Source organism: Parabacteroides chongii (assembly GCF_029581355.1).
GTDB classification, from domain to species: domain Bacteria; phylum Bacteroidota; class Bacteroidia; order Bacteroidales; family Tannerellaceae; genus Parabacteroides; species Parabacteroides chongii.
In genome coordinates this window covers 260,764-274,662 of sequence record NZ_CP120849.1, presented here as the reverse complement: position 1 = coordinate 274,662, position 13,899 = coordinate 260,764, and the positions used below count along the sequence as shown (strand labels likewise).

The window sequence follows — 13,899 nt, the reverse complement described above, 5'->3', positions numbered from 1 at the left end:
ACTTAAAACATAAAGAAAATGGAGAACGATAAAAAAACGTCTAACGAGATACAGGTAGAACTGTCTGAAGAGATGGCACAAGGTACTTATGCTAATCTGGCAATTATCTCACATTCAACATCTGAGTTTATACTCGACTTTATCCGCGTGGTTCCGGGCGCTCCGAAAGCACAGGTGAAAAGCCGTGTCATCCTGACTCCGGATAATGCTAAACGATTGTTTTTTGCTTTGCAGGATAACCTGGCAAAATATGAAGAACAGTTGAAAGGTGGCAATAATAAGACTGCTAACTTCGAAGATTTTATGCCGCCGATGGGTGGTGTTCAGGGAGAAGCTTGATTTATAGTCTCTTCCCAAAAGAAAAGGGATCGTTTCTTGATAATAGAAACGATCCCTTTTTTAATTTTTGAGCTTGTGTGTTACTGCACTTTCTTGTTGATAACAATGTGACCGATGTAACCAATGATGATAATAGCCAAACCTGCAATAAGGATAGTGTTAGTTACACCTCCGGTAATAGCCGGTACAGCAAGAATGATTACACCGATTAAGAGCACGATTACCCCAAGATTTTTAACTAATTCGTTCATGGTTATAGATGTTTTTATAATTATTTTCTTTTCTACCGCAAATAAAGTAATAATAACCCGATTGCAAAAATATTTTAGAATAAAAATAATGAAACCATCGAATTTAGCTCCTATATTTGTAGTATCAATACAGTTATATATGCTACGAATACTTTACTTGGTTTATTTATGGCTGTTTTTCGTACCTGTCTTTGTGGTGCTTACTATCGTTACAGCCTTAACCGTTATTATTGGTTGTCTATTGGGAGGAGAAAAGATTTTCGCTTATTACCCGGGGATGATTTGGTCGCGACTGACATGTTATCTGGCACTTTGTCCGGTGAAAGTAAAGGGACGGGAGAATATAGACCGTAAGCAATCGTATGTATTTGTGGCGAACCATCAGGGAGCATTTGATATTTTTCTGATTTATGGCTTTCTGGGAGTTCCCATTAAATGGGTTATGAAAGCAGGCATTGGAAAGATTCCTTTTGTCGGGGCTGCCTGCCGGGCTGCCGGGTTTATTTTTGTGGATAACTCAACCCCTAAAGCCGCTATCCGTAGTGTACAGGAAGCCGAACGTTGTCTGAAGAACGGTGCTTCGGTGGTCGTATTTCCGGAAGGATCGCGTACGTATACCGGCAAAATGATCCGGTTTAAGAAAGGGGCCTATCAAATGGCGTTCGACCAGCATTTGCCTATCCTGCCGATCACGCTGAACGGACCTTTCGATGTCCTGCCGATCGGTTCACTGAATGTACACCGTCATAAGATGGAAATGGTGATCCATCCGGCTATTTCGACAAACGATATGGATTCATCCCATAAAAGCATGCAGCAGTTTGCGGATCATACGCAGGAGATTATTGCTTCCGCTTTATGGGATAAGTATAAATGAAATTACTTCCAGGCTTTCAGCAGGCCGGTTTTAGTCACGCCCAAACTGAAACCGACACCTTTCCCTATCATCGTTCCGGAATCGGCAGCGACAGAGCCGGTGAACAACCAGCCTTTTAACTGCGGATGCGTGTAGTTGATATCTATCAGAGTGGAAGTGCCGTACTTTTTGTTCAAGAACGGTAAGTAGGAGGTGCCCCAGCCGTTCATCGCCGTGAACAATACACGGTAGGAGAGAAGCGCATTAATAGAACCTTCAGCTCCTATATGCCAGCTTTTAACCCGGTTGTTCTTGAAACCGAGAATACCATCTTCGTTATATTCAGGCGCAGGGATCAACGGTGAACCTATTCCCCGGTTGAAATAGGAGAAACCTGTCAGATATTCCCCATTGTTATAATAATCATCGTTTCCGCCTCCGCGTCCGCCTTCCCATTTGTCGTGGTCAAAATCGATAAAATGCATAGGACCACTTTGGTTCATCGTAACCAGATATTCACCGACTATTTTGCTCAACCACGGAGTAGCCGGCAGATCTATTTGTATCCCCCATAGCCCGTCGCTTTTGTTGGCAAACTCTATGCCTGATTTGTCATTGAAGTAATGTTGGTAGTAAAAATGTCCTCCCCAATCTTTTGTAGTGTAACTTAATTTGAAATCGAAGGAACCGTAATGGCTTCCCAATACATTGATCTGATCCGACAGAGTGGCGTCCTCTCCTCCTTTTTGTCCGAAAATGACACGTATCATGTCTTTAAAAGACTGAGGCTGTTTACCTATCTTGGGATTGGTCGATGTCCCTCCCCACTGGGCGAAGTGTTGTGCACCCATCGTGAAAGACAACGGGAAATCATTTCTTGTATCCTTGATGCGGAGGAAAAAGGATTTATGATGCCATAATACATTCTTTACATACGTTTGTTTTACATTGGCAAAATCCTCCAGATAATCGGTATCGAACGATCTGCCCATGGCAAAATCCCCTCTGACCTGCAGCAAACCCTTTGTCCAGGGGACAACGGTAAACTCCGGCATGCTCAGGTTGACTTCCGGAATAGGGCGCGCATTGGGAGATTGTACCATATCGCCAGAGCTCAGATTACGGTCCCATAACGAATTATAGCGTTCTTTGCTACCGACGCTAAGCAGTAAACTCCGGTATCCGATTTCCGCATAAGCCTGCTGAATAAACACATTGCGATGGCGCGGGACGGCAGCAATAACGTCCAGTCCGGCACCCCAGCGGAACTTATTCCCAAAATGCTGATTGTGGAACACTCCGGCATCTAAAAAACCGTTCCCTGCATCCAAAGGGACAACTCCGTACCGGTTGCTAACCATCCAGAACGGCGTGTTTGAACTGGTGGCGGCAGAACCGAACAGCTCTACTTTATAAATGGTGGAATCTTGCGTCTTGTTGATTTGGGAATAACCATGCGCTGAAATGCTGAGCAAAATTATTCCGGCTAATATGCTATGTAAGGCTTTCATTCTAATTAAATTTTGTCCGCAACAAAGGTAATGATAATTATAATGCTGCTACAGGCGCATTTAAAAAAGAAGCTTAAGCATTATAAAAATACAAATATAATTGTATCTTTGTTGTCACAGCTTGATTTACAACGTTTAATATGGATGATAAGCAACTATTTTTTGAATTTCTGGAACTTGAAAAGTATAGAATTTCATTATCTTTGGGAGAATGCCAGTTAGATTCCCTGCCTTTGGGAAAGGGGGAAACGGGCATAGTCTTCAAAGCCCGAATGAATGGAAACGACGTTGCCTTGAAATTCTTTTTATTCAAAGGAGATGATGAGGGAAAGGTTATATGGTTAAATAAGCTTAAAGCTCGATATCTGACACTCTCTCTTCTGGAAACAAGAAATAACATTGTACAGTATGCCGACTTTGATATTGTGACCATACACGGAGAGGAGATTCCCGTCCTGGTCATGAAGTTGTATAAATGTTCGCTGGAAGAATACAGGAATATTCTTTCGGTGGATACCTTTCTCAAGCTGTTCCGCTTTCTGACCAATACTGTGCATTTCCTACATAGTATGGGAATCTGCCACGGGGCGATCAGACCGCGCAATATCCTGGTGGACGATCATCATGAGTTTGTATTGACCGATGTCTCTATTGTTGAAAGCAGTGATTCCGGCTGTTCCGACATTACCGCGATAGGAGAGGTGCTGCAATGGTATGCCTTTGGCAATACCGGTAATGACGCAGCCGTAAGCAAGGTATTTCCGTCTTTGAAGATGTATGATGAGATTGTGGAACGCTGTCTGACCGAAGATAGCAGCCGGCGCTTCCGTTCGGTAGATGAGATCTTGTCTTTCGTCGAGATTCAGAAAGAGCGCGATCCGAACGAGCTGCTGAAAGAGTTCAGCCTGATATGCAGGAAGAACTTTCCTAAGGAACTGCCTGAGTTTGTCCATTGCTCCGACCAGACGAAGATCAACAAGCTCTTCTCCGAATTTGTATCCCGAAAAGACTTTTTCGGCAGCAATCTGATTTACTTTACGGATGTGGAGCGGAATATCTTTTCCCCGCAGATATGCAAGAACGGATATATCAAGTTCGATAACTCCGCCCAGTATAAAGTGCTGGATATTTGGATTCATAGCGACAATGACATGCGGAACGACTATATCCTGGTCCACCATTCGAACACCTTGCCGGAAAAGGTGAACGGCAAGGACGTATACCGCTGGGCCGTTTATAAAGACCATACGCAGATAACCTGGGAGGAAGCCATGAACGGTTTCGCGGAAAGTGACGGAGATATCATTGCCCTGGACCGCACCAAGATCGAATTTTACAACCGTATCCCTCGTGAGGGCTATACTTTCATCGCTTTGAACCACCTCCACAGCCTGGCTTCTCCTGCCAATACCGGAACGTTGCGCGATTATTTCTTCCGTTTCAGCTTTAGCTATGTCAACCGTTATATCCTGGAAGATATGAACAATCTGAGCAAGCAGCACATTTCCGCTTTGCGAAGAAAATAATCAGAAGTTCTTTTCCGTCATCCAGCTGAATACCGTTTGGTAAGTATGATCACGGGAAGGCTTTTCCGAGAGGATCAGATCGTGTATGCCGCCCACGATCGTGTCGCGTGTGACATAGTCTCCCAGTTTAGGCGCATACTTCTGAATATCATGCACATTGAGCACGATATCGGACGACAGGTATTCGTTGTGCCACTCCTCTGTCTCCGGATAAGAACGGTTGGATGACATCACAAGGATCGGGCAATCCAGCTTCAGCCCTTTCCGGACTTTCTGCTGTCCTTCCTGGATCGCTTTTATCCACCCCGCCTTTTTAGGGTGTCCGTTGATCATTTTCCAGTTTGTATCATATTCCCATTCCCCTTTGAATTGCTTCAGCAGGCTGTGTGCATAAGAGGCGATGCCGTAGCCCTGCACGGTCAGGTTCGGGAACAGTCTCCCGACGAACGCGACGGCCGGAATAGCCACCTTCTCCATAAACCAACCGAAGTTCCAGTCCAGGAAAGGACTGTTCAGTATCAGTCCGTCTACCGGGAGGTTTCCTTTTTTACTATCCAGATAGAGCGGGGTGATCAATCCGCCCGTTGAATGCGCCATCAGCAGTATCTTGTCGTTCCCTTCCGACCGTATGGTTGCCAGCGCCGTATCGATATCGGCAAAATATTCCGTAAGGCTTTTGCAGAAAAAAGGATTTTGGTTCGGTAGGATCGAGCGCCCGTATTTCCTCAGATCCATCGCGTAAAAGTTGTAACCATGCGCATTCACGCTGTCTCCCAACTGCTTTTGGAAGAAATAGTCGTTATAACCGTGGATATATAATACTGCCTGTTTCACATCCGTCAGCCGGGGCTTTTTTACCAATGTGCAGACCACTTTCCCTTCATAATCGTCGGGCATCTGAAACGTACGCCGCAGGTATCCGTCTCCCAGTACATCGGGGACGTATTGTGCATAAATGCTGATAGCCAACGAAATAAGTAAGGTCGTAAAAAACAGTTTGCGTCTCATAATCGTTTTCCTTTTATAACCGTGATCGGTATGTCATTGTTCCGGACACAAAGGTAGGTAAACAATTAGAACGTAGATGCTGATATTTTAATCTTTTAGATACGACTAAGTAGTTCTTTCCTCCCGTATTTTTATTCGTTTTGGCATGCTTGAATTTAATTTTTAGCATGCTCGAAATTAAATTTATGCTAGCCAAAAATTAATTTTGAGCTAGCTCAAAAGCAAAGGAATAGGGAAGAAAAACAGTAAAAGTATACGATAAGCGAATTAAATAGTCGTATCCTGCCGGTTAGTTTGATAAGTCCTGCTCTTTATTTCATTAAACAAAAGAAATGTGTACTTTTAGGACTTCATTAGTAAACATTAAGGGAAGATAGTTATGAGACGTATTTATTATTTGTTGCTGGTATGCCTGTGTTGCACCAGTTTGTTTGCAAAAACTAAGAAAGCCGTGTATATAATCATTGACGGGGTTCCTGCCGACCAAATCGAGCGGCTTCACACGCCCGCCATATTCGATATCGCTTCCAGGGGAGCGTATGCGAGAGCTTATACGGGCGGTGAGATAGGACAATATTCCCAAACGGCAACGATTTCTGCTATCGGCTATACCAATTTGCTGACAGCTACCTGGTTTAACAAACATAATGTAGGCGGTAACTCCGACCTGCAGCCCAACTATAATTACTGGACTATCTTCCGGATTGCCAAAGAACAGCCGAAAGACTATAAAACAGCCATCTATTCCAGCTGGACGGACAATCGTACAGTCCTGATCGGAGAGGGAAAGAAGGAAACAAACCATCTGAAAATAGATTATGTGAAAGACGGCTACGACCTGGATACGATCCGTTTCCCGAAGAAAGAGAAGGATTTGCATATCTTCGACATCGACGAACAAATCTCGAAAGATGCCGCGGAAGGAATCCGTAAGGATGCACCCGATCTGAGCTGGGTGTATTTGTGGTACACCGACGATGCGGGACATATTGCCGGCAACGGCGCTTTCTTCGATGAATATGTGCGGAAGGCGGACGACCAGGTTGCCCGTATTTGGGAAGCCGTCAAGTATCGCGAAGCCAATTTCGACGAAGAATGGATGATCGTCGTAACGACCGATCACGGCCGTGGCGAGAACGGTCACGGACATGGCGGGCAGTCCTGGCGCGAACGTACTACCTGGATTTCGACGAATGTTCCGGTAAACAGCCATTTCACGGCAGGCGGATTGGCTATCACGGATATTGCCCCTTCCATTTGTCGTTACCTAGGCTTCGAAGTCCCGCAGGCTGTCCTTTGGGAACAGGATGGCATGCCGTTCATCGGTAAGGCGGATATTTACGATTTACAGACTATGCCTTATGACAATACGGTGGAACTATCTTGGAAGTCTTATTCCGGAAACGTCCCTGTTACGGTCTATGCCGCTGCCGGAAACAAATTTAAGGAGGGCGGCAAAGACGAGTGGATAAAGGTAGCCGAGCTTCCTGCCGGAGCGACGAAATATACGGTCGATCTGCAAACCTTGCCCTCTTCGAAGCTCTATAAGTTCGTCGTGGCGGCTCCCGGAAATCATTTGAATCGCTGGTTACAAAAATAGACATATAAATCAAATGGTATGAAAAAAACTCTTTGTGTATCAATTTTATTGCTTTTGGGCGCCCAGCCGATGATGGCTCAGGAGCGTCCGAACATCATTGTTTTCCTGGTCGATGATATGGGATTGATGGATACTTCGCTGCCTTTCCTGACGGATGCGGAGGGTAATCCGGTTCGTCATCCGTTGAACGACTGGTATCAGACACCCAACATGGAACGAATGGCGCGTCAGGGTATTCGTTTCTCGACTTTCTATGCTCAAAGCGTCAGTTCGCCGTCGCGTGCCTCTATTATGACCGGACAAAACTCGACCCGGCACGGTACGACCAACTGGATCAATTCGGAAAGTAACAACAAAACTCCGTTCGGACCGGAAGGTTGGAATTGGAAAGGGCTGACGAAAAGTGATGTTACTTTACCCCGTGTCCTGCATGATGCCGGATATAAGACGATCCATGTCGGCAAGGCTCATTTCGGCTGTCAGGACAGTGAAGGGAAAAATCCCTGCAATATCGGCTTCGACGTGAATATCGCAGGCTCTTCAATCGGACAACCGGGAAGTTACTATGGAGAGAACGGTTACGGAAACATCAAAGGAAATAAAAGCCGTGCCGTGCCGGGACTGGAGAAATATCATGGCACGGATGTCTTTTTGAGTGAGGCATTGACTTTGGAAGCTAACAAACAGATCAATGAAGCGGTAGGCGAGAAGAAACCTTTCTTCCTGTATATGTCTCATTACGCAGTACATGGTCCGTTTGAACCCGATAAGCGTTTTGCCGAACATTACCGGTATACGGGAAAACCGAAGGTGGCAGCCGATTTCGCTACGCTGATAGAAGGCATGGATAAATCGTTGGGCGATATTATGGATCACCTGGAAGAACTGGGAATAGCAGAAAATACATTGATTCTGTTCCTGGGAGACAACGGTTCCGATGCTCCTCTCGGAGACGATAAAGGCTATACCTCTTCTGCTCCGTTGCGGGGAAAGAAAGGCACGGAGTATGAGGGCGGTGTCCGTGTTCCGTTCATTGCTTGCTGGGGAAAGCCGGATTTTCAAAATTCGAATCAAAAGAAACTACCGATTGAAATAGGCGGCATTCAGCGCCAGCTGGGTACGGTGATGGATATCTATCCGACAGTTTTGTCCCTTGCCGGAGCTGATAATCCCCAAGGACATGCGGTTGACGGTGTGGACTTGCGCGTTCAGCTGGAAGGAAAAAAGAACAATATCCGTTCGGAAAAGGTATTGATGCATTTTCCCCACGAACATCGCGGAAGTTATTTCACTACCTACATTGATGGCGATTGGAAACTGATTTATTATTATAATCCGGAAAGGCCCGCCGAGCCCCGTTACCGTTTATATAACCTGAAGAAGGACCCGGGCGAAACGCTCGATCTCTCGCTTCGTGACAAAAGTCGTGTGAAGGCTATGGTGCAAGCCATGAGTGCTCAGCTTGAAGCTGAAGGGGCACTTTATCCGGAGGATGCAAAGGGTAATCCGCTGAAACCGTTCTTCTCTGATGTCTTCTAACAACTTTGATCGGTTTAGTAGTAATTGTCATAAAAATTGTTATTTTTGCATAGTGAGAAAACTAATACATCTTTGAGTACCTATAGAGACATAATAAATCCTTTGGAAGTCAATTCTGAAATGAACTTTGCAACGTTTTACAATACGTATCATCAGCGTTTTGTACGGTATGCCTATTATTATGTGAATGATGAACCGACAGCTGAAGACATGACCCATGATGCATTGCTTTATTATTGGGAAAATCGGCATAAGCTGGCGGCAGACATGGATGTGTTAGGTTATATACTTCAGTCGGTAAAGAATAAATGCCTTAATTATCTGAAGCATGTGCAGGTAGAATGGGAGTATAGTAAAAATTATGCTAATCTGTACGACTGGGAGATCGATATGCGTATCCAAACGTTGGAGAGTGAAAGCTATGCAACTATTTTCACAAAAGATATTCTCAAAATAGTAGAAGACTCCCTGGCTGAGTTACCCGAACAAACCAGGGAGATCTTCTTGTTAAACAGGCTGAAAAATAAATCCAGGAAAGAAATTGCCCAACTGTTGGGTGTCTCCCAGCAGAAGATCGATTACCATATAAATAAGGCGAATGACCATCTTAAACATCGCCTGAAAGACTACGTCCCCTTTCTCCTTTTATTCTTTAATTGAATTTTTTTTGAAAAAAGTTCCATTGTCGTTTGGGATTTTTGCCTGGTCGGTTGCTCTATTATTGTACACACAAAAGAATATAGATGCAAATGGATCGACATATATTGACACGTTACTTTTTAGGACAAAGCCCGGAGGCTGAAAAAGAAGATATACGACAATGGCTGGAAAGCGATGAAGCCAATCGTCAGGTTTTTATCAGCGAAAGGATTCGGTTCGATGCTTCTTTGTTGGTAGACGAACAGGCATTGACCCGTAAAAAGTATTTTCATCTTTCTCCGCGGGTCATCCGTTATGTGGGGATTGTTGCATCGGTGTTGTTTTTGCTGGGAGGTTTCTATACTTATGACACTTATCGGAACGAACAACTGCTGCATGCAGTCCAGACAGTGCATGTTCCTGTCGGTAACCGGACAAACATAATATTGCCGGATGGTACGAGTGTTTGGTTGAATGCCAATACGACTTTGCGTTATCCCATCGCATTCTCTTCTAAAAACAGAGAAATCATATTGGATGGGGAAGCTTATTTTGAGGTGGTGAAAGACAAGAAACCTTTCATTGTAAAAACAGATAAATATAATGTAGAGGTGTTGGGTACGACTTTCAATGTAGAAGCCTATGCCGATAAGCCGGCATTCAGGACAATGCTTTACAACGGAAAAGTGAAACTATATAATTCGACAGATCCCGAAACCGTTTTTCTCTCGCCCGGACAAACGGCTCAGTTGGTGGGAGGCCGCCTGGAAGTCTCTTCTACAACCGACGGGAATAGTTGCCGTTGGAAAGACGGTCTGATTTATATTGAGAATAAATCGTTTGATGCTGTTATGGAATTGTTTGAGAAATTTTACGATGTCAGGATTGTGGTAAATAACCAGAAAGTCGGTGATCTCGGATATAATGGGAAGCTGCGTATTTCGGATGGAGTGGACCATGCCTTACGTGTGTTGCAGAACGATTTCCCATTCACCTATAAGCGTGATGAAGAAACTAACATTATATATATTAACTAATAAAAAAAGGAATTGCCTATGAGGAAAAGAACATGAAAAAACACGCTGAAAAAAAGGACCGGCAGTTGCGCCAACAACCACCGGTCAAGCAGTACATTTATAAATATACTTACTAATTTAAAATCGTAAACAAAGGTATGAAAAAACTTTTTTTATCTGGGTCTTTGGAAGAAAAAGATTCGGGAGGAAAACAAACGGGTAGAGTTATGAAGTTAACGACAGGTTTTTTGTTATTATGTTCAGCTTTTGCGTTTGCTAATCCGGCAAACTCCCAAAATGCAAAAGTCAGTTTGAACAAGCAACAGGCTCATTTGAGCGAAGTTCTTGAAGCTATCGAAAGTCAAACAGACTATCTGTTTATTTCAAATCGAAACATCGATTTGAAACAGAATGTATCAGTGAATGTGTCGGATGTTTCTGTCCGTGAAGTCTTAGAAACTATTTTGAAAAATACAGGGTTGACCTTTAAGTTGGAGGGCGTGAATATCGTTTTATCCAAAAGAGATGAGGATGCTTCCGCGCAAGCAACCCAACAGGATCGTAAGATCACCGGAACTGTTGTCGACCAGACCGGATATCCTGTGATCGGGGCGAATGTAGTTGTAAAGGGAACAACGAACGGAACGGTAACGGATCTGGACGGAAAGTTTAGCCTTGAAGTTCCGGCCGGAGCTGTTTTATCCATTACTTATATAGGTTATGTAGAGCAGGAAATGAAAGTAGGCAATGAATCTGCATTGGCCGTTGTTCTGAAAGAAGATTCCCAAGCATTGGATGAAGTCGTAGTTGTTGGATACGGTACACAGAAAAAGGTGAATGTGATCGGTTCTATTGCGATGGTAGGTGCTGAAAAGCTGGAGAATCGTGCGACTTCTTCTGTCGTTTCCGCATTGACCGGTCAGATGCCGGGTGTAACGATTACTCAGCCGGGAGGACGTCCGGGCGATAATACAGGTACGATTCGTGTACGTGGTGTCGGTTCTTTTGGTGCGACACCGGATGCATTGGTATTGATCGATGGTATTCCCGGTAATATGACAGACATCAATCCGAATGATATTGAATCGGTTTCTGTCCTGAAAGATGCTTCTACGGCTGCGATCTATGGAGCACGTGCGGCGAATGGCGTTGTGTTGGTGACGACTAAGCTGGGTAGAGAACAGAAAGTTGCGATCTCCTACAATGGTTATGTCGGTTTTAACCGGGCAACGGAACTGCCTCAATATGTAGATTCATGGGATTATGCCCGCTTGTTGAATCAGGCTGAAGGTATTACCCGCTTTACCGATGCAGAAATCCAGGCCATGCGTGACGGTAGCCAGCCGGACCGTTGGGCTAATGAGAAGTTTGTCGATGATATTTTCTCCGGAAACGGTATTCAAACCGGTCATGATATATCTGTTACGGGCGGTAACGATCGCAGCCAGTATTTTACCTCATTCGGCTATTTGAGTCAGGATGGTATTGTTCCGGGGAATAACTATTCCCGATATACGGCTCGTGTAAACCTGACATCCAATTTGACTGATAATCTGAAAATGACGGTCCGCATGCGTGGTGATCATGCAACGACCAAAGAGCCGGGTACGGCAGGTGCAATCGATGGCGACGGAATGTTGTTGCTGATCCAGCAGGGATTACGTTTTCCTGGATATCGTCCCTCCATGCTTAGCGACGGGACCTGGGGGCCGGGTGTTAAAAACTTTGGTACTCCGAAAGCCTGGCTGGCTTCCGAATCTTTTTCGGAAAAACCCGTTAAACGCTTTAACGCTACTGTCAGTTTGGATTATGAACCGATAAAAGGGTTGAAGTTGACTGCTACCGGTGCATATAATTTTACGAATGCACAGGAGAAAGATTATAAAGCAACTCTTCCGGTGAATATCGATGGGACGATCAATACGTTAGGCCCGTCTAAATTGAAGGAGAAGAACACCAATACGGAATATAAGTCATTCCAGGCGACAGCTAATTATGTGAAGACTTTTAATGAACTGCATAACCTGGATGTATTGGTCGGTTATTCCTGGGAAGACGAAAGAGAACGTGACCTGGAAGCAGGACGTCAGAACTTCCCGAATAACAACTATCCGTATCTGACGGTTGGTTCGCCGGATGTACAGACGAATACCGGCGGTGGTAAAGATTGGGTGATCCAGTCTGTTTTCGGACGTGCTCAATATAACTATGCGGAACGTTATCTGGCAGAAGTAACCATGCGTTATGACGGTTCTTCGCGTTTTCCGTCGGATTCCCGTTATGCATTTTTCCCTTCGGGGGCTATTGGCTGGCGTATTTCGGAAGAAAACTTCATGAAGGAAAATGAAAAACTATCGTTCATTAGCAACCTGAAGTTGAAAGCTTCTGTCGGTATCCTGGGTAATAATAATATAGGTAATTATGCTTACCATTCTGTGTATGTGCTGGGTAATGAATATAACTATCCGCTTGGAGGTGTTATACAGCAAGGGGCACAATTGGTCAACTATACGGATCCTAAACTGAAATGGGAAACAACACGTACGGTCGATGCCGGTTTCGAGTCTATTTTGTGGAATGGCTTGCTGAGTGCCAATATCTCTTATTTCCATCGTTATACATACGATATTTTGTTTAAGCCGAATGCCAGTGCTTCTTCCATTTTCGGACTTAATATGAGCGAAGTCAATACCGGTGAAGCGCTCAATCATGGTTGGGAGTTTGAAGTAGGACACAGGAATACGATCGGCGAGTTCAGTTACGGCGTAAATGCTAATTTCAGTATTATCAATAACGAAGTGAAATCACTGGGAGTGGGTAATGTGGACCAGCCGAATGGTATGGTTGGTAACGGTTCTAATCTGTTCGTAGGCTATCCGATGCAAATGTATTACGGTTATCTGACTGATGGCGTATTCACGGACCAGGCTGATATCGATGCATGGTTTGCCCATACGGACCAGTCTGCTTTCGGTAGAAACCAGGCAAATACGAAGCCGGGTGATATCCGTTACAAAGATATTTCCGGTCCGGACGGTGTTCCTGATGGAAAAGTGGATGCTACCTATGACCGTGTTTATCTGGGTTCCAGAATCCCGAAATATACATTTGGTGTTTCATTGAATGCTGCTTATAAGGGTTTTGACCTGAATCTTTTCTTACAGGGCGTTGCCGGTGTGAAAGGTATGTTGAATAATTATTCTGCCTGGGCATTCTTCTCTGAAGGTAATGTACAGAAATGGCAGATGGAAGAAGCTTTCGATCCGGAAAATCCGAATCGTTATGCGAAGTATCCGCGTCTGGAAAATATCGGAACTGCAGGCGGACATAATACACAGACATCCGACTATTGGGTTCGTAATGCTTCTTATCTGCGTGTCAAAAATATACAGTTGGGATATACGCTCCCGAAGAAGTTGTTGCAAAATTCGGTGATTTCAAGTTTACGCATTTATGCGGCTGCAGAAAACCCATTTACATTCCATAGTTATCCGGATGGCTGGGATCCTGAAATTAACTCGGCTAAAGACGATGCCTATAGTGGTGGACAATTCTATCCTGTCTTGCGTAATTTTACATTTGGCGTGAATCTTAAATTTTAATGGAGGTTATGA

Annotated in this window: 11 protein-coding genes; 8 read left to right on the top strand and 3 right to left on the bottom strand. The window is 44.4% G+C overall.

The features are described from left to right. Positions 1-18: 18 nt before the first annotated feature. Positions 19-339, top strand: coding sequence for a DUF3467 domain-containing protein (locus tag P3L47_RS01230; protein WP_122362425.1), 321 nt, complete (start codon positions 19-21; stop codon positions 337-339). Between the two features lie 80 nt (positions 340-419). On the opposite strand, the gene P3L47_RS01225 is transcribed toward P3L47_RS01230, so the two are convergent. Beyond that, positions 420-590: a hypothetical protein gene (locus tag P3L47_RS01225; RefSeq protein WP_199715697.1), complete on the bottom strand. Its 171-nt coding sequence runs from the start codon at positions 588-590 to the stop codon at positions 420-422. Positions 591-729: 139 nt separating this feature from the next. Between P3L47_RS01225 and P3L47_RS01220 the strand changes: the two genes are divergently transcribed. After that, positions 730-1,467 carry a lysophospholipid acyltransferase family protein gene (locus P3L47_RS01220; RefSeq protein WP_122362488.1) on the top strand — a complete coding sequence of 246 codons (738 nt, stop codon included), beginning with the start codon at positions 730-732 and terminating at the stop codon, positions 1,465-1,467. A gap of 2 nt (positions 1,468-1,469) precedes the next feature. Here the strand turns inward: P3L47_RS01220 and P3L47_RS01215 are convergent, their stop codons facing one another. Further along, complete coding sequence (locus P3L47_RS01215) at positions 1,470-2,957, bottom strand: capsule assembly Wzi family protein (RefSeq protein ID WP_277782459.1); 1,488 nt, start codon at positions 2,955-2,957, stop codon at positions 1,470-1,472. 140 nt (positions 2,958-3,097) lie between these two features. Between P3L47_RS01215 and P3L47_RS01210 the strand changes: the two genes are divergently transcribed. Next, the gene (locus P3L47_RS01210) at positions 3,098-4,483 is read left to right on the top strand and encodes a protein kinase domain-containing protein (RefSeq protein WP_122362423.1); all 1,386 of its coding nucleotides are present in this window, start codon (positions 3,098-3,100) and stop codon (positions 4,481-4,483) included. On the opposite strand, the gene P3L47_RS01205 is transcribed toward P3L47_RS01210, so the two are convergent. Next, a complete protein-coding gene (locus tag P3L47_RS01205; protein WP_277782458.1) occupies positions 4,484-5,491 on the bottom strand; it encodes an alpha/beta hydrolase in 1,008 nt (335 codons plus the stop codon). A 379-nt stretch (positions 5,492-5,870) separates the two neighbouring features. On the opposite strand from P3L47_RS01205, the gene P3L47_RS01200 reads away from it, so the two are divergent. The 5 genes from P3L47_RS01200 (at position 5,871) to P3L47_RS01180 (ending at position 13,887) form a co-directional block, all read left to right on the top strand. Then, complete coding sequence (locus tag P3L47_RS01200) at positions 5,871-7,091, top strand: alkaline phosphatase family protein (RefSeq protein ID WP_122362421.1); 1,221 nt, start codon at positions 5,871-5,873, stop codon at positions 7,089-7,091. 18 nt (positions 7,092-7,109) lie between these two features. Beyond that, the gene (locus P3L47_RS01195; RefSeq protein ID WP_277782457.1) at positions 7,110-8,630 is read left to right on the top strand and encodes a sulfatase; all 1,521 of its coding nucleotides are present in this window, start codon (positions 7,110-7,112) and stop codon (positions 8,628-8,630) included. Positions 8,631-8,750: 120 nt separating this feature from the next. Next, on the top strand, positions 8,751-9,290 hold the full coding sequence (locus P3L47_RS01190; protein ID WP_277782456.1) for an RNA polymerase sigma-70 factor: 540 nt from the start codon (positions 8,751-8,753) through the stop codon (positions 9,288-9,290). An 89-nt stretch (positions 9,291-9,379) separates the two neighbouring features. Then, positions 9,380-10,306: a FecR family protein gene (locus P3L47_RS01185; protein ID WP_277782455.1), complete on the top strand. Its 927-nt coding sequence runs from the start codon at positions 9,380-9,382 to the stop codon at positions 10,304-10,306. Between the two features lie 206 nt (positions 10,307-10,512). Then, on the top strand, positions 10,513-13,887 hold the full coding sequence (locus P3L47_RS01180; protein WP_277782454.1) for a SusC/RagA family TonB-linked outer membrane protein: 3,375 nt from the start codon (positions 10,513-10,515) through the stop codon (positions 13,885-13,887). The last annotated feature ends 12 nt before the right edge of the window (positions 13,888-13,899 follow it).

Coding starts and splice junctions, on each gene's coding strand:
- P3L47_RS01210 (WP_122362423.1), top strand. CDS start 3,098: ATGGATGATAAGCAACTATTTTTTGAATTTCTGGAACTTGAAAAGTAT.
- P3L47_RS01225 (WP_199715697.1), bottom strand. CDS start 590: ATGAACGAATTAGTTAAAAATCTTGGGGTAATCGTGCTCTTAATCGGT.
- P3L47_RS01185 (WP_277782455.1), top strand. CDS start 9,380: ATGGATCGACATATATTGACACGTTACTTTTTAGGACAAAGCCCGGAG.
- P3L47_RS01190 (WP_277782456.1), top strand. CDS start 8,751: ATGAACTTTGCAACGTTTTACAATACGTATCATCAGCGTTTTGTACGG.
- P3L47_RS01180 (WP_277782454.1), top strand. CDS start 10,513: ATGAAGTTAACGACAGGTTTTTTGTTATTATGTTCAGCTTTTGCGTTT.
- P3L47_RS01205 (WP_277782458.1), bottom strand. CDS start 5,491: ATGAGACGCAAACTGTTTTTTACGACCTTACTTATTTCGTTGGCTATC.
- P3L47_RS01195 (WP_277782457.1), top strand. CDS start 7,110: ATGAAAAAAACTCTTTGTGTATCAATTTTATTGCTTTTGGGCGCCCAG.
- P3L47_RS01230 (WP_122362425.1), top strand. CDS start 19: ATGGAGAACGATAAAAAAACGTCTAACGAGATACAGGTAGAACTGTCT.
- P3L47_RS01215 (WP_277782459.1), bottom strand. CDS start 2,957: ATGAAAGCCTTACATAGCATATTAGCCGGAATAATTTTGCTCAGCATT.
- P3L47_RS01200 (WP_122362421.1), top strand. CDS start 5,871: ATGAGACGTATTTATTATTTGTTGCTGGTATGCCTGTGTTGCACCAGT.
- P3L47_RS01220 (WP_122362488.1), top strand. CDS start 730: ATGCTACGAATACTTTACTTGGTTTATTTATGGCTGTTTTTCGTACCT.